Below are 16,691 nucleotides of genomic sequence, written 5' to 3'. Positions count from 1 at the left end.
GGAGCGGGTTTTATCTGTTATTTAATATGTATTTAATATGCATAATAAAGTGTGTTAGATTATCTTTCGCTGTTGCAGAAATTCCCAGCTTCTTTCTATACAATACATAATTATAAAGAAAAGCAGGAGTGAAACGAAATGAAACCAGGTGTCGTTTGTTTTGTAGGAGCCGGTCCGGGAGATCCGGAGCTGTTGACAATCAAGGGATTGAAAGCTCTTCAGCGGGCTGACGTTGTGGTATTTGACAGGCTGGTCCATCCCGCCCTGCTTTTGGAAGCTGATCCGGAAGCGAAATTTATCTACTGTGGAAAAAAACCGTGCGAGCATACGCTGCGGCAGCAGGATATTCAAACAGAGCTGCTGATTCAGGCAAAGAAGGGAAAAAGGGTCGTCCGGCTGAAGGGCGGCGATCCGGGTATATTCGGAAGAGTTGGGGAAGAGGCGGAAATGCTCCGCAGTCATAAAGTTGCCTATGAAATGATTCCGGGTGTAACTGCTGCCAGCGCTGCTTCGCTCTATGCAGGAGTGCCGCTTACGCATCGGGACCATGCCAGGTCCCTTGCTATTGTGACAGGGCACAGCAAAGAGAAGTCCGGGAAGCCGGAGGCAGACTGGGCAGGCCTCGCAAAAGGAATGGAAACGATCGTCTTTTATATGGGAATGAAAAACCTTCCTTTCATCGCTTCTGAACTGATCAGCCATGGAAAAAACGAAGGTACCCCGGTGCTTGTCGTTGAATGGGGGACCTGCGGCAGACAGCGGGAAATAATAGGAACGCTTGCTGATATCGAAAGAAAAGCGGCGGATCAAAAAATGGCAAACCCTTCCATCATTATTGTAGGAGAAGTAGCTGTACTTCATCACAAGCTGCAGTGGATAGAGAAGGGGCCGCTAACTGGAGAAGGATGCATTATTCATCATGCCACTCCGGAAACAGAAAAATTTCAAAAGGAATGGGAAAGCCTGGGAGCGGAAGTGTATACAGGGAGCCGCAAATGGGGAAACCGGGAAAAAACGGCTTTCAGCCATTTAACCATGGTCGGCCATGCGTCTCATATCATCGTGCCGGACCTGGCTTCCGCCGCTGACTGTCTAGAATCTCTTCCGGGAGACTTAATAGAAGATAAACTTACTTTCTACTGCTGTTCCAGAAGCGCCGCTGATTCGTTAAAGCAGGCAGGAGCACAGTATGTAACCTGTCTCCCGGAAGCTGGAAGTTTTGAAAAATGGATTTCATTGTCTGCTGATAAGCCTGCTCTAGCCGAAATCATCTGAGTTATATCATTCAAAGGAGTGTCGTACAGCATGCGTAAAGAGAATATTGTCTTAATAGGGAACGGAATGGCCGGTATTCGAACGATTGAGGAAATTCTAAAAAAAGAACCGAATCGCTTTACTATTACCATTTTCGGAAAAGAACCGTACCCAAATTATAATCGTATTCTGCTCTCCAAAGTGCTGCAGGGAGACAGCGACATCAATGAAATTATTTTGAACGACTATGACTGGTATGAAGAAAAGAATATTACCCTTTATGCAGGAGATGAAGCGGAGGAAATTGATAAAAAGAAAAAAGTTGTACGGAGCAGACAGGGCCGTGAATGTCCGTATGACCATTTAATTATTGCAACGGGGTCCAATGCGTTTATGCTGCCTTTACCTGGTGCAGATAAAGAAGGGGTCATTGCCTTCCGGGATATTAAAGACACAGAAGAAATGATCAGTGCCTCTAAAAAATATAGAAGAGCGGTCGTTATTGGAGGAGGACTGCTTGGTCTGGAAGCAGCCCGCGGCCTGTTGAATCTGGATATGGAAACTGAAGTCGTACATAACAGCAGCTATCTGATGGAGCGCCAGCTTGATGAGCCGGCATCCCGAATGCTCAAGAATGATTTGGAAGCACAGGGCATGCGGTTTCATATGGCGAAAGACACAGAAAAGATACTGGGAAAAAAACGGGTGGAGGGACTGAAATTTAAAGATGGTTCCACGCTGGAAGCCGATCTGGTCGTCATGGCCGTCGGTATCCGACCTAACGCCGTATTAGCAGGGGCTTCAGGGATCGATACAAATCGTGCTATTCTCGTTAATGATCATATGGAAACAAGCGTTAAAGACATATATGCGGTAGGCGAATGCGCCGAGCACAACGGTATTGCCTACGGCCTGGTGGCTCCACTTTATGAGCAGGGAAAGGTGCTGGCTGAACGAATCTGTGCAAAAGCGCGTACCGGCACCGGTTATCAGGGGTCGCTCACGTATACGCAGCTGAAGGTATCCGGTGTGGATGTGTTTTCTGCGGGCACATTTCAGGATGAAGAGGATACGAAAGCAATCCGCGTGCACGATGAATTTGAAGGCATATACAAAAAAGTGGTCGTACGTGACAACCGCGTAGTAGGAGCGGTTCTCTACGGAGAGACCGCGGATTCGCCGAGACTGCTTGAAATGATGAAAAAAGGCCAGGACATTACCGGCCTTGGGAAAACCATTATTCTTCCCTCGGAACAGGAAGGCGGAGAAGCAGGAAGCCTGACTGCTGCAATGGAGCCGTTCGAAACCATCTGCGGCTGTAACGGGGTCTGTAAAGGCGATATTGTGGAAGCCATTCAAAAAGATGGATTAACCTCAGTGGAAGAAGTAAAAAAGCATACAAATGCCGCCCGGTCATGTGGAGGGTGCAAGCCGCTTGTAGCCGACCTGCTCGCCCACACGCTCGGAGATGAGGCAGGAGAAGGTCTGCAGGAAGAGCCAATGTGCGGCTGTACCGACCTTACGCACGAAGAAGTCGGGGAAGAGATCAGGACCAAACAGCTTACGCTGACGAGAGAAGTCATGAATGTACTCCACTGGAAAACATCGGAAGGCTGTTCCAAATGCCGGCCGGCGATCAATTACTATTTAGGCGTAGCCCATCCAAAAGAATATGAAGATGACCCCTCGTCCCGTTTTGTAAACGAAAGAATGCACGCTAACATTCAAAACGACGGTACTTATTCGGTCGTGCCAAGAATGTACGGAGGGGTAACCAATCCGGATCAGCTCCGGAAAATTGCAGAGGTGGCCGACAAGTACGATGTGCCCCTGCTGAAATTAACCGGCGGGCAGCGGATTGATATGCTGGGTATTCCAAAGGCGGATCTGCCCTCAGTCTGGGAAGACTTGAATATGCCTTCCGGTTACGCCTATGCCAAATCGCTTCGCACAGTGAAAACATGCGTAGGAGAAGATTTCTGCCGTTTCGGCACCCAGGACTCGATCGGCCTGGGCATCGCCATTGAAAAGAAATACGACCGGCTTAACACTCCGCATAAAGTAAAAATGGCAGTATCGGCCTGCCCGAGAAACTGCGCGGAGTCCGGAATTAAAGACCTGGGAATTGTCGGGGTGGAAGGTGCCTGGGAGCTGTATGCAGGCGGCAACGGCGGCGTGGATTTAAAGGGCGGCGAGCTGCTTACGAAAGTGCAGACAACCGAAGAAGTAATCGATACGATCAGCGCCTACCTGCAGTACTACCGGGAAAACGCCAGATATCTGGAAAGAACGTCGCATTGGATCGGGCGCGTAGGCCTGGAGCATGTAAAATCCGTTATTTTAGATAATAAAGAAGAGCGCAAAGCACTGATTGCGCGCATGGATACAGCGTTGGAAGCTCTTCCGGAAGATCCGTGGAAGTCGATTACGAGCAATGAGAAGAAGCGGGAAGAGCTGTTTGAGCAGAAAAAAGTAGAAGTTCTTCAATAAACAAAAAGGAGCGGGGCCATGGCTGAAACAACCGAAACAACAGCGGTATATGTAGCGGACGTAGAAGAATTTACCAAAGGCATCCCTAAAGAAATATTTGTTAATGGAGAATCAATTGCCTTTTTTAAAACGAACTCAGATAAAATCAGGGCAATCCGCAACAGCTGCCCCCATAAAGGCGGCCCCCTTTCCCAGGGAATTGTCAGCGGAGACTATGTATTCTGCCCGCTTCATGACTGGAAAATAAGCACAGTAGATGGAAAAGCCCAGGCACCCGATGTGGGCTGCACCCATTCCTATTCTGTGCAGGTGGAAGGCAGCAGCGTGTATATTCAAATATAAAAGAAAAGCCCAAAAAAATGGCGAATCCCTTACCCTGGCTGATATAGTTGGGGGTAAGGGATTTTTTCTGCGGATTATACCAGCAGAAAGGAAAGAAAGGGAGAATAGTCATGACGTTGGATGTAGTTTTAATAGGGCTGTTTTTTATTGCCGTACAGATATTTGCCAATATATTTGTAAAAGGCCCGAGAATCCGAAGCTTTCGCTGGCTTTCTTTTTCAGGAGGTATTGCTGTATCTTATATATTTGTTTACGTGCTTCCCTCGCTGCATGAAGAGCAGGAGGCATTCAGCGGAGAACTTGCGATGGAATCAGAACTTTACATACTAGGCCTTGTAGGGCTGATGGTTTTCTACACCGTATTTAAAACAGCGGATGCCCAGCAGAAAAAAGGCAGACGGGACGGACAGGCATTGTTTTTTTACATACAGGTTGGCTTTTTTACTCTATATAATATGATGATCTCCTACATTGTGTTTGCTTCCGATGTGGAGACGATCCAGGGCGTTTTCTACGCAATGGCCGTAGGGCTTCATTTTATGGCAGTATCGCACGACCTCTGGCGCGAAGATAAAGAGCGCTATGAGAAAGTGGCGCGGTATATTCTGGCTGCAGGCATACTGGCTGGTTGGCTTGTCGGTATACTCGTACCATATTCTTCAATCGGCCTGGCTGTCGTATTTGCCTTTATTTCAGGCGCGATGCTGATGAACGTATTAAATAAGGAGATGCCGAATGAAGAAAATGCGCACCTTCCTACATTTCTCATTTCTGCAGGAGGGTACGCACTTATTGCAACGCTGTTGAAATATTTCTTTCAATGGTAAGTCTACAATGTTTTCGGGGCACGGAAGAAGGCCGGTGAATACTTGGCAAGCAGCACGATAATAACGATCGTAATCAGTACTTCGGGAATCAGGTAGGATGCATTGTAAACAGCTGAGTACAGAACGACCGGCATGTCGCCGGCGTAGGCGCCAAACCAGATTACGCCTGATGCGAAATGGTCGATAAACCGCAGCAGAGCGGCGGCCAGTACGCCGATCACAATAGAGACATAAGGCACTCCCTTTGCAAATGAACGGGAGGTAACAAACAAACCGGCAGTACCAAGCACCGTATAAGCAACCGGATACTCGAGCACAAGCTGTACCGGATGAACGATCGTTGCTCCGGTAAAAAGCTGAAGAAGCCCTACAATAAAACCTGTCAGGGCACCGGCCTTCCAGCCGCGCCGGAAAGCAATAACAAAAATCGGAATCATAATCAGGGAGATGGATCCTCCCATCGCCCATAAAGCGCCGAACTGCACGTAGCTTAAAATAATGGATAAGGCAGCCATGAGCGAGATTTCGATCATAATGACAAGTCTTTGATGTTTCATATACTGCTCCTTTCCCAACTACAGAGACAGGAAAGACGAGGCTGCTATTATGTATAGAGCTTTCGCCACTTCCCTACGCTGGCATCACCCAGTTCAGGTTCCAAGAGTTGAGGCCCTGCCTCTCTCAGTCCAACGACACCTCTAGTGGTTTTTATTTGATTCCATTCTTATCATACGGATTCTGACGGCAAAATCAAGGGAGAAGCATAAATCTAAATAAAGAAGGGTAAGGAACAGAAGAACAACTAGAGAAAGGCTGGAATAAACGAATGAACATACCAGGCAATTTACTTTTGGCCTATTTAAAAGGGAGCGGTCTCTCCACTACGGTAACGCTGCTTATGTTGATATTTTATATAGTAAGCTTAGGAGAAATCAGCGATTTTGAACTGCTTGCCGCGGTGCTCGTTTTCCATACATACATAGGGTCGCTTGCCGGTATGTTTCTGCTTCGGTTCCTGCGCCCTCTGGAAAACGGGATTGTCTATCCTATTCTGGGTATTATTATTTTTGGAACGGTAGGGCTGCTTTACGGGCTGTTTATTATTTTTACGTATAATCTGGAAGGCTATTTTATCGGCGTAACCATGGCTTCTTCCATTTCCTTTTTCTGCAGCCAGGTCGTGAAATCCAAAGGGGCCTCTTATTTACTGGCAGCTCTCGGGCCGTTGTTTTTGCTGCTTATTTTTCTTTCCGTACAGTTTATAGGCACGCTCGGAAGCTGATAAACAATGGAATGGCTATTAACTATCGTAATTCTCTGACTTTTCTTATATACTTTCCTTACAGCGCTTAAATAAAGCGCTTTCTTTGGAGGGGAAAAGAGAAAAGGGGGAGCAGAATGCCAGCTATATTACTAGCCATCATTGGTTTTACCGTATTTGCTTTAGGATACCGTTATTATTCAAAATTTATAGCAGAACGAATTTACCGGCTCGATCCGAATTTCCGCACGCCGGCTCATGAATTCAGGGACGGGGTCGATTTTGTACCGACCAATAAATTTGTTCTCTGGGGCCACCATTTTACTTCTGTAGCCGGAGCGGCACCGATTGTGGGACCGGCTATTGCTGTTTACTGGGGCTGGCTTCCGGCATTTTTATGGGTGATTCTTGGTACCGTATTTGCAGCCGGCGTACACGATTTCGGAACGCTCGTGCTGTCGGTCCGCAACAAGGGGCAGTCGATTGGAACGCTGGCGGAGAAAATTATCGGCCGCCGTGCCAAGCTGCTGTTCTTGTTCATTATTTTAATTCTGGTGTTAATGGTAAACGCCGTGTTTGCCTGGGTTATTGCCAACCTGTTTATTACCTTTCCGGCCAGCGTTATTTCAGTATTTATTCAAATTCCGCTTGCTATCTGGATTGGTTATACGGTGAACCGGAAGGGAAAGAGCATGCTGATTCCTTCCCTCGTGGGACTTGCTGTTATGTATGGCGCCGCTATTGCCGCAAGCGCCATTCCTGCTCTGCAGATTGATCTGGTAGGCTATTTTGGAGGAGAAGGAAATACGGTGTTCGCTGGACTGGACGCGATTTCCGTTGCCTTTATGATATGGATCGCCATACTAATGATTTACGTATACATAGCTTCTGTCCTTCCGGTATGGAAGCTGCTTCAGCCCCGGGATTTCATTAACTCCCACCAGCTGGTTGTCGGCCTGGCTATTTTATACCTTGGTTTGTTCTTCACCTGGCCGGCAGCAGAAATGACAGCTCCGGTAACGCGGAGTGTTCTTGATGTTTCCTGGTTTCCGCTGCTGTTTATTACGATAGCCTGCGGCGCGATTTCAGGTTTTCACGGCCTTGTTTCTTCCGGCACAACGTCAAAGCAGCTTAATAAAGAAACAGATGCCCGTTTTGTCGGCTACTTTGGAGCTGTGGGAGAAGGCGTACTTGCCCTTGTAACGATTCTGGCAGTAAGTACTTTTTTTGCGACACAGACAGAATTTTTGAATGCCTATGACAGCTATAACACAGCAAATGCAGATGGACTGACGTACTTTATCGGAGGCGCGGGACAGCTTGCGGGCGGTCTTGGGCTTCCGCCGGGAACGGCAGAAACGATTGTGGCCGTTATCGTTGTCAGCTTTGCCGCTACAACGCTTGATACGTCCGTACGGCTTATGCGCTATATTATTTCCGAGCTTGGCCAGGAATACAACGTCAAGCCGCTTACAAAAAAACATGTAGCTACTTCTATTGCGGTGGCAGGAAGCATGGCACTTGTTCTTCTTCCGGGAGGAGACCGCGGATTTGGTTCCGGCGGCTACCTTCTCTGGCCTTTATTTGGTACATCCAACCAGCTTCTCGCCGGTATCAGCCTGCTGCTCATCAGCATCTGGCTGCGCCGCAAAGGACGCAATTTCCTTTTCACCTTTGTGCCGATGCTTTTCCTCTTATTCATGACGCTTTGGGCGATGATTAACCAGGTCGTGTTCCAATGGTCCGGAATGGGCGGAGGCGAAGCGCAGATCTTATTGTTTGTGATGGGATCGATTATTTTAGGATTTACTATCTGGATTCTGCTTGAAGCGGTGATGCTGTTCCGCAGGGAACCGCCGAACACGGAGCCGGATCAGGATTAAAAGAGGAGGGATGATACATGGGGTTTCAGGACACCATAAAGCAGTGGCTGGCTTACTATGAAGAAGTAATCAGCCTGCCTCATCAGGCAGAACGAAAAAGAGAGCTCCGCGACGAAGAGGATCTGTTTATGCTGCTCTGTTTTTCGGAACTGCTCGGCCTGCCTAACCCGGTCTCTTACTATACGCTTGAATTATATCCGGAGATGCTGGAAAATTTTCATGACTGGCATAAGCGGATGGGAATGGAAAATTCACCACTCACCGGCATCCGCTGCTGTTGATTGATGGACGTAACGATAAGAAGGAGATCGTATGAAAACCTTATTTAAAAAAGAAATTTTGTTTTTTGGAGGAAAGGGGGGCGTAGGGAAATCCACCTCCGCCTCTGCTTTCGCTTTTGCTTCTGCAAAGGCAGGATACCGTACGCTGCTCGTTTCTACGGATCCTGCCCATAACCTGAGCGACTTGTTTGACCAGGCGATAGGCGATGAAAAAACCGCGCTGGCAGATAATCTATGGGGAATGGAAATCGATCCGGAGAAAGAAGCGCGGCGTTATATTGAACGGGTCAAGCAGAACCTTAAAGGCGTGGTGCGCTCCTCAATGGCCGATGAGGTAAACAGACAGATCGACATGGCGGCCGTCTCGCCGGGATCGGATGAGTCCGCCTTGTTCGACAGGCTGATCCATATTATTCTGGAAGAAAAGGAGACGGTGGATACAATCGTATTTGATACCGCGCCGACTGGTCATACGGTCCGGCTCCTGTCGCTGCCGGAAATGATGGAAGCCTGGATGGAAGGAATGCTCAAGCGCAGAAGCAAAGTCAATGATAACTATTCAGAATGGATGAATGACGGCGAGCCGGTCGAAGATCCGATCTATCAGATATTAATGGAGCGAAAAGACCGCTTTTCCCGGGTCCGCCGCATTTTGATGGATCCAAAGCGGACAGCCTGTGTGTATGTGCTTGTGCCGGAAAAGCTTCCTATTGCGGAAACAAAGCGCGCCCTGCAGCTATTAGAGCAGGTGAATATGCCGGTGCCGGCGGTCCTGATTAATAAATGCATGCCGGAATCTGCTGGAAACAGTTCTTTTATACAAAAAAGAAGGGCGCAGGAAGCTGCCTACATCGAGCAGATTAAAGAAGCCTTTCCGAACCAGCAGAAGACGTTCCTGCCACTTCTGGAAGAGGACATTCATTCAATTGAAGATATTAAAACGATGGCGGATGCCGTTGTTCCTGACTAATTAAAAGCGTGCCCGCGGGTGCGCTTTTTTCCCTGACATAATTGTTTAAAAGAAAGAAAAAACGGTAATGAGTGTAGGATAATTCATTTATCCAGGAGGTTCTATAAAAATGGAAACGACTAAAATTGCGAATACTGGCATAGAAGCTTCCCGCATTGGTCTCGGCACGTGGGCTATCGGCGGCAAAATGTGGGGAGGAACGAATGAGGAAGATTCTATTAAAACGATTCACGCTGCTTTAGATAAAGGAATCTCTCTTATCGATACAGCACCTGCCTATGGATTAGGCGAATCGGAAGAACTGGTCGGAAAAGCGGTCGAACAGTATGGCGGCAGAAATAATATTGTGCTGTCGACCAAAGCTGGGCTGAACTGGACGGAAGAGGGCGGTATGTACAGAGATGGATCAGAAGCCCGGATCCAAAAAGAAGTAGAAGATTCCCTGCGTCGTCTCCGCAGCGATTACATTGATATTTACCATGTACACTGGCCTGACCCTGAGATAAATATGGAAGAGACAGCTGCTGTAATGAAAAGGCTGTTTGACGAAGGCAAGATAAGAGCAATCGGTCTCAGTAACTTTACACCAGAGCAGATTGACGAATTTCAGAAAACGGCGCCCGTACACGTGCTTCAGCCGCCGTATAATATTTTTGAAAGAGGCATTGAAGAAGATATTCTTCCCTACACCCGGAAACACGACATTACAAACCTTTCATACGGCAGCCTGTGCCGCGGCCTGCTGAGCGGAAAAATGTCGGCAGACCGCACGTTCAAAGGAGACGATCTGCGTAACAATGATCCAAAATTCCAGGAGGACACTCTGCCGAATTATATTGCCGCAGTAAACGAACTCGATCAGTACGTGCAGAATAAATACAATAAGCATGTAATTCATCTGGCAATCCGCTGGGTACTTGACCAGCCCGGATCTGATATTGCCCTGTGGGGTGCCAGAAGACCAGATCAGCTGGATGCGATAGAAGAAGCGATGGACTGGAAACTTGATGACACCGATCATCAGGCAGTAAATGAAATCGTCGGCAAGCATATTAAAGAGCCAATCGGTCCGGAGTTTATGGCTCCGCCCGCCAAATCAGAATAAGCTGAAGTATAAGCCTGTCTCTTTTTGAGACAGGCTTATTAAATGTTGTCAACAATGCTCCTGTCGAATTAGAGTTTTCCTTTTGTTGTAGACGCAGTGGTAACGCTTTATTATAAAGATACAGCAATGATAATTATTCATCATCAGAAATAGTGCTGTTCATGCAGAAAGTATTTAAATCGTGACAGCATATCTTTTAATAAACAAGGAGGCGTTTACTATGAGTACAGCTCAAGGAGAAGTACAGAGCAAAGGCAGCATGCGTGCGAAGGTGCAGCGGTTCGGCAGTTATTTAAGCGGCATGATTATGCCAAACATTGGGGCATTTATTGCCTGGGGTATCATTACAGCTCTTTTTATTGCAGACGGCCCGATTCCGGTTGCAAACATCGCAGATAACGTAGTCGGCCCGATGCTGACCTACCTGCTTCCGCTTTTGATCGGCTTTACCGGCGGACGGATGGTTCACGGCGATATGCGCGGCGGGGTCGTCGGCGCCATTGCTACAATGGGGGTTATCGCAGGAGCAGAGATTCCAATGTTCCTCGGTGCCATGATGATGGGGCCGTTAGGCGGCTACGCCATCAAGAAGTTTGACCAGGCGGTGGATGGAAAGATCAAGCAGGGATTTGAAATGCTTGTGAACAACTTCTCCTCCGGTATTATTGGTGCTATTCTTGCCATATTCGGACTATACGCGGTGGGGCCGCTTGTTACCGGCCTTACTGGAGCACTTGGAAATGGCGTAGACTGGATTATCGGTCTCGGTCTGCTTCCACTCGTCAGTATTTTCATTGAGCCGGCGAAAGTACTTTTCTTAAATAACGCGATTAACCACGGGATACTAAGTCCGCTTGCTTTAGAGCAGACAGCTCAGGCAGGCCAGTCCGTCCTGTTCCTTTTGGAAACCAACCCGGGACCGGGTATGGGAATTCTTTTAGCCTACATGGTGTTTGGTAAAGGCATGGCACGCGGTTCAGCGGCAGGTGCTTCGATTATTCACTTCTTCGGTGGAATTCACGAGATTTACTTCCCGTACGTACTGATGAAGCCGGTTCTTATTCTGGCAGCGATCGGCGGCGGCATGGCCGGTATCTTCACCTTCCAGCTGTTTGGTGCAGGCCTTGGGGCTCCACCATCACCGGGAAGCGTTATCGCTTACTTTGTTCTGGCGAGCCCGAGCAACTATCTTGGCCTTGCAGCCGGTATTCTTGCAGCAACAACCGTATCGTTTGTCATCGCAGGATCGATTCTCCGCTTTTCCAAGCAGGAAGAAGAAGATCTAAGCGGTGCCGCAGCAAAAATGGAAAGCATGAAAGGCAAGAAGAGCCAGGCAGCTTCCCAGCTTGGCGGCAGCCAGCCGGTTGCATCTTCTGCTAAGAAAGCCCAGGTGAACAGCATTATCTTCGCATGTGATGCCGGAATGGGATCAAGCGCAATGGGTGCATCTGTTATGAAGGATAAAGTGAAAAAAGCCGGACTGGATATTCATGTGACCAACTCAGCGATTAACCAGATTCCGGACAGTGCAGATATTATTATTACGCATAAAGATTTAACCGAGCGTGCGAAGGCAAAACGTCCGGATGCAGAGCATATTTCCGTAGATAATTTCCTCGGCAGTCCGAAATATGATGAGTTAGTCGAAGATTTAAAGGGAAGAGAAGACGGAGGAGAGCAGGCGCAGGAAAAGCCGCTTTCTGAATTCGATCCGCAGAATGTCCAGAAAATCATTTTTGCCTGCGATGCCGGAATGGGATCAAGCGCAATGGGTGCATCTGTTATGAAAGACAAAGTGAAAAAAGCCGGACTGGATATTCATGTAACCAACTCAGCAATTAACCAGATTCCGGAAGATGCAGATATCATTATTACCCACAAAGATTTAACCGAGCGTGCGAAAGCTAAACGTCCGGATGCAGCACACATTTCCGTAGATAATTTCCTTGGCAGCCCGAAATACGATGAGCTTGTTGAGGGGCTGAAGGAAAATAAAATCAGCTAAGCTTCACGAAAAGGGTGAACGGTATGGACTATATTACAGCCCGTGAACGTGAACTCATGCAGTATCTGCTTTCTCAAAAAGGTATGGTGCCGATTTCGGAAGCGGCACGGGAGCTAAACGTCAGCGCCCGTACCATTCACCGCGATCTGGAAGGCCTTGAAAAAAGAATAGAGCCGTATCATTTAACGCTGCGAAGGCAGACAGGCAGAGGGATTGAAGTCATTGGCGAGGAGAGCAGCAGGAACGAACTGCTGGCTCTTCTTCGCCATTCTGCTTTCTCCGACTATACGCCGGAAGAAAGAAAAACCCTGCTGCTGAGTGCACTTCTGGAAGCAAATGAACCGGTCAAGCTTACATCTCTGGCGGTTGAGCTCAACGTGACGGCAGCTACAGTCAGCCACGATCTCGATAAAGCAGAGGAGTGGCTGTCTTTTTTCGATTTACAGCTGATTCGCAGAAGAGGATACGGCGTGGAAGTGGTCGGGACCGAGAAATCAAGAAGGCGTGCCATGAGCAGCCTGATGGTGGAAACTTTTGGAGAAAATGAATTCTTTCATTTAATGCGGGAAACGATGAAGCAGAAGCCCTCTCCGGCAGGAAGCGACATATCAAACCGGCTGCTGGGTATGGTGGAAAAAGAACGCTGGGCGCTCGTTGAAGGCGTGCTGCATGATTTTAAAAGTGAACTGCCCTACTCCTTTGCCGACAGTGCATATATCGGCCTGGCCGTTCACTTAACGCTTGCCATGGAGCGGATCATTAAAGGCGAAAATATTGAAATAAACGAATCCTACTTCCAATCACTGCAGGAAACGAAGGAATTTGCTGTGGCCGAACAGCTTATTTCCCGGCTTGAACAAGTTTTTCAGCGGACGATTCCTAAAGCAGAAATTGGATATATCACCATGCATCTCCGCGGGGCCAAGCTTCGAAATGATCAGGAATATACAATTGATCTGGACAGTCTTCCGTCAGCGGTTCAGGCGAAGTCCCTGATCCAGTTTGTGGAAGAGCGGGTAGGCAAAAACCTGACCGGCGACGAATCGCTGTTCCAGGGGCTTGTAGCTCACTTAGAACCCACGCTTTACCGGATTAAGGAACGCATGAAAATCCATAATCCGCTGCTAAAAGATATTAAAAGTGATTACCCGGAATTGTTTTCTTTAATTAAAGAAGCGGCGTCCGACACCTTTTCCCGTTTTGAGCTTCCGGATGCAGAAATCGGTTTTCTCGTTCTGCATTTCGGATCGGCCATTGAACGGGCAAATACGATGGAGCCCCTGCATGCGCTGGTGGTCTGTTCGAGTGGTATAGGCTCTTCCAAGATGCTCGTTACCCGGCTGCAAAAAGAAATTCCCGAACTGCAGAAGCTGAAAAATATCTCCCTGATGGATTTGGAGAACGAGTCGAAAAGGGAGGGCTATGATGTAATTATTTCTACATTAAGCCTGCCGGACAGTGAGCTGCCGCATATTGTGGTCAATCCGTTTTTAACAGATAAAGATATTAGGAGTGTTCAGGCCTTTATTCGGGAACAGCATAAAGACAGCCTGCTGAAAAAACGCCGGCCGATTTCATCGGGTACCTCTGCAGCAGAAGAGCCAATTGAGAAATTAGTGCAGATGCAGGCGTATACGAACACGATTCTTATGCTTTTAGGCGGACTGGAAGTAGAAGAGGTCACAGAACGCGGGGAGCTTTCCCGTCAGCTGGAGGCTGTATGCCAACGCGCAGTTGAAAACGGAGTGATCCAGAACGCAGAAGCGGTGCGCGATAAGCTGCTGGAGCGTTATGCGATGGGAGGAGTTGCGATTCCAAACTCGGGGCTTGCCCTGTTTCATGCCAGAAGCGTCCATGTAACGAGGCCTTCTTTTACGGTATGGGATCTGCCGGAGCCTAAAGATATACAGGCAATGGATGGATCTGTAGAATCGACATATCGGATTCTGCTTCTGCTGGCACCTGAATACGGAGAAACCGAAATATACGAAGTACTCAGTGCCGTCAGCGAACAGCTTATCGGAAGCCGGGAATCACTAATACGCTTCCGATCCGCCGATAAAAAGCGGCTGACCCGCCATATGGGTGCCGCGTTTCATGAATGGCTTAAAGAAAAACTACAATAAGACAGGAGACGATTATAATGAGCAGCCAAATACTAAAAGAAGAGAACGTTGTAATAGGAGCAGCATTGAGTTCAAAAGAGGAAGCAATCCGCACTGTAGGAAATATTCTCGTAGATCAGGGGTACGTCGAAACCGACTATATTGCTTCCATGATGGAAAGAGAAGAATTAACCTCTACGTACATGGGGAACTATATAGCAATACCACACGGTACAGAAGATTCCAAAAGCCAAATTAAATCCTCCGGTTTGTCTATTGTACAGGCGCCGGACGGGGTCGATTACGGTGATGGAAACAAGGTAAAGCTATTGATTGGTATCGCCGGCAAGGGAGACGAGCACTTAGAAATCCTCTCAAAAATTGCGCTTGTCTGTTCGGATGCCGATAATGTGGAGAAGATGCTGCAGGCTACAACGAAACAAGAGCTGCTTGCTCAATTTGAAGAGGTGAAATAAATGCTGGCCCTTCAGATTGGTGCAGGAAATATTGGCAGGGGCTTTATCGGCCAGCTTTTGTCTGAAGCCGGCTTTGAATTATATTTCGCAGACGTAAACGAAGAATTAATCACAAAGCTTCAGGAACGCGGCGAATACACGGTGGAACTGGCTGATGAAACACATCAAACGAACCGGGTGAGCGGTGTTCACGCCGTAAACAGCATGAAAGAAAAGGAAGAACTGCTTCAGCTGATTGAGCGGGCGGATCTGATTACAACAGCTGTTGGACCGCCGATTCTAAAGCGGATTGCACCTGATCTGGCTGAAGGCCTTAAACGCCGTGCCGCTAAAGGCACAGCTTCCAACGTGAATATTATTGCCTGCGAAAATATGGCAGAAGGAACAAGCCACCTGCAGGCTTCGATTTATGAACATCTTTCCAGCGCAGAGCAAACCGAAATAGAGAAGTTTACCGGGTTTGCAAATGCTGCGGTAGACCGTATTGTTCCCGAACAATCATCAGAAGATGGACTGCATGTTGTAGTAGATCCCTTCTTTGAATGGGTAGTAGAGGAACCTTCCCTCAAGCCGGGAACAGAGAAAATACCTGGTGTGACGTATGTCGAGTCCCTTCCGCCTTACATTGAAAGAAAATTGTTTACAGTTAACGCAGGCCACGCTGCGCTTGCCTACAACGGCGCTGCGGGAGGCTGCGAAACGATTAAGGAATCGTATGACAATGAAGCAGTAAGAAAAGCATACTTCGGCCTTCTTGATGAAACGTCCGAACTGCTAAGCCGTAAACACGGATTCGATAAAGAAGATCTAAAGGCATACCGTGAAAAAATCAATACACGGTTCCAAAATCCATATTTATCGGACTCCGTGAAGCGTGTCGGACGAGGACCGGTCCGCAAGCTTGGCAGCCAGGAGCGCCTCGTGCATCCGGCTTTAGGGCTGCTTGATTACGGTGTGGAACCTGTTTACATTGCCGAAACGCTGCGCGCGCTTCTTACTTTCGAGCATCCAGAAGATGAAGAAGCACAGGCACTGCAGGCACGAATCAAAGAGAATGGAAGAGAAGAAGCATTCTGTTATTACAGCGGTCTGGACTCCTCACATCCGCTGACGAGACTTGTATTTGATCAGGCATAAAAAGAAAGGCCTCCCGGACAAAACAGGGAGGCCTTTTGGTATACTAAAACAAAGACAGCAAAAAGGAGGCAGGTTATCGTGACGGATCCGATCCACTATATCTCACGCTACCTTCCCGTAATTAAAAAAATTCCCAAAGCGGATGTTATGCAGATCGGTGCATTGTCTGAAGAGCAGACAGCTGCAGCAGCTGAGGCCGTCCGTCAGGCCAGAGGCGTCTTTACGCTAGTGGAAGCGGACGGAGGAAAAGCGGCGGAAAAACTGAAATCCCACCAGCTTCACTGTGTACCGAGTTTGGACATGGTAGAGTGGACCCCGTCTTCTCTGGATTGGGTGTTTCTGCTTATTGATACTGCATCGTACAAACAAACGATGCTTCTGGAAACGTTCCAGCAGATTGAAAAGGCGGTAAGGCCGAAACGCTCGATCAGTTTTGTTATGGAAACCGATTCACCGGAAGAATGGCATGAAGAACTGCGCCGGGCATTTTTAACCTGGCGGATTGTTGTAGATAAAAAGCAGGAAGGGCGTCTGTTGTTTACTGCCCAGAAATAG

At 48.0% G+C, this 16,691-nt stretch carries 15 protein-coding genes and 1 riboswitch; of the genes, 14 read left to right on the top strand and 1 reads right to left on the bottom strand.

Annotated elements, in window-relative coordinates; translation table 11 throughout:
- The first annotated feature begins 138 nt into the window (after positions 1 to 138).
- From cobA to ATL39_RS07715, 4 genes are all read left to right on the top strand, one after another.
- Positions 139 to 1,275, top strand: a complete 1,137-nt coding sequence (cobA, locus tag ATL39_RS07730; protein WP_120192749.1) for a uroporphyrinogen-III C-methyltransferase — start codon at positions 139 to 141, stop codon at positions 1,273 to 1,275.
- A 30-nt stretch (positions 1,276 to 1,305) separates the two neighbouring features.
- Positions 1,306 to 3,744: a nitrite reductase large subunit NirB gene (gene nirB, locus ATL39_RS07725; RefSeq protein ID WP_120192748.1), complete on the top strand. Its 2,439-nt coding sequence runs from the start codon at positions 1,306 to 1,308 to the stop codon at positions 3,742 to 3,744.
- An 18-nt stretch (positions 3,745 to 3,762) separates the two neighbouring features.
- Positions 3,763 to 4,086: a nitrite reductase small subunit NirD gene (gene nirD, locus ATL39_RS07720; protein ID WP_120192747.1), complete on the top strand. Its 324-nt coding sequence runs from the start codon at positions 3,763 to 3,765 to the stop codon at positions 4,084 to 4,086.
- 110 nt (positions 4,087 to 4,196) lie between these two features.
- Positions 4,197 to 4,913 carry a hypothetical protein gene (locus tag ATL39_RS07715; RefSeq protein WP_120192746.1) on the top strand — a complete coding sequence of 239 codons (717 nt, stop codon included), beginning with the start codon at positions 4,197 to 4,199 and terminating at the stop codon, positions 4,911 to 4,913.
- A gap of 2 nt (positions 4,914 to 4,915) precedes the next feature.
- Here the strand turns inward: ATL39_RS07715 and thiT are convergent, their stop codons facing one another.
- Positions 4,916 to 5,470 carry an energy-coupled thiamine transporter ThiT gene (gene thiT, locus ATL39_RS07710; protein WP_120192745.1) on the bottom strand — a complete coding sequence of 185 codons (555 nt, stop codon included), beginning with the start codon at positions 5,468 to 5,470 and terminating at the stop codon, positions 4,916 to 4,918.
- Positions 5,471 to 5,523: 53 nt separating this feature from the next.
- Positions 5,524 to 5,623, bottom strand: a riboswitch (TPP riboswitch).
- Positions 5,624 to 5,739: 116 nt separating this feature from the next.
- Between thiT and ATL39_RS07705 the strand changes: the two genes are divergently transcribed.
- The 10 genes from ATL39_RS07705 (at position 5,740) to ATL39_RS07660 (ending at position 16,691) form a co-directional block, all read left to right on the top strand.
- Positions 5,740 to 6,195 carry a hypothetical protein gene (locus ATL39_RS07705; RefSeq protein ID WP_120192744.1) on the top strand — a complete coding sequence of 152 codons (456 nt, stop codon included), beginning with the start codon at positions 5,740 to 5,742 and terminating at the stop codon, positions 6,193 to 6,195.
- Between the two features lie 116 nt (positions 6,196 to 6,311).
- Positions 6,312 to 8,057 carry a carbon starvation CstA family protein gene (locus tag ATL39_RS07700; RefSeq protein ID WP_120192743.1) on the top strand — a complete coding sequence of 582 codons (1,746 nt, stop codon included), beginning with the start codon at positions 6,312 to 6,314 and terminating at the stop codon, positions 8,055 to 8,057.
- A 17-nt stretch (positions 8,058 to 8,074) separates the two neighbouring features.
- Positions 8,075 to 8,338, top strand: a complete 264-nt coding sequence (locus ATL39_RS07695; protein ID WP_120192742.1) for a cory-CC-star protein — start codon at positions 8,075 to 8,077, stop codon at positions 8,336 to 8,338.
- A gap of 31 nt (positions 8,339 to 8,369) precedes the next feature.
- Complete coding sequence (locus ATL39_RS07690; protein ID WP_120192741.1) at positions 8,370 to 9,308, top strand: ArsA family ATPase; 939 nt, start codon at positions 8,370 to 8,372, stop codon at positions 9,306 to 9,308.
- A 109-nt stretch (positions 9,309 to 9,417) separates the two neighbouring features.
- Positions 9,418 to 10,413 (top strand): aldo/keto reductase, encoded by a 996-nt coding sequence (locus ATL39_RS07685; protein WP_120192740.1) that lies wholly within the window; start codon positions 9,418 to 9,420, stop codon positions 10,411 to 10,413.
- 220 nt (positions 10,414 to 10,633) lie between these two features.
- Entirely contained in the window at positions 10,634 to 12,418 is a 1,785-nt protein-coding gene (locus tag ATL39_RS07680) for a PTS mannitol transporter subunit IIBC (protein ID WP_120192739.1), read from the top strand.
- Between the two features lie 23 nt (positions 12,419 to 12,441).
- Complete coding sequence (locus tag ATL39_RS07675; RefSeq protein WP_120192738.1) at positions 12,442 to 14,544, top strand: BglG family transcription antiterminator; 2,103 nt, start codon at positions 12,442 to 12,444, stop codon at positions 14,542 to 14,544.
- Between the two features lie 17 nt (positions 14,545 to 14,561).
- Positions 14,562 to 14,999, top strand: a complete 438-nt coding sequence (locus ATL39_RS07670) for a PTS mannitol transporter subunit IIA (RefSeq protein WP_120192737.1) — start codon at positions 14,562 to 14,564, stop codon at positions 14,997 to 14,999.
- The gene (locus ATL39_RS07665; protein WP_120192736.1) at positions 15,000 to 16,136 is read left to right on the top strand and encodes a mannitol-1-phosphate 5-dehydrogenase; all 1,137 of its coding nucleotides are present in this window, start codon (positions 15,000 to 15,002) and stop codon (positions 16,134 to 16,136) included.
- Between the two features lie 78 nt (positions 16,137 to 16,214).
- Positions 16,215 to 16,691 (top strand): hypothetical protein, encoded by a 477-nt coding sequence (locus ATL39_RS07660; protein WP_120192735.1) that lies wholly within the window; start codon positions 16,215 to 16,217, stop codon positions 16,689 to 16,691.

Origin of the sequence: Sinobaca qinghaiensis (assembly GCF_003610495.1) — a bacterium.
GTDB classification, from domain to species: Bacteria; Bacillota; Bacilli; order Bacillales; family Marinococcaceae; genus Sinobaca; species Sinobaca qinghaiensis.
This window is presented reverse-complemented; position numbering and strand designations above follow the sequence as displayed.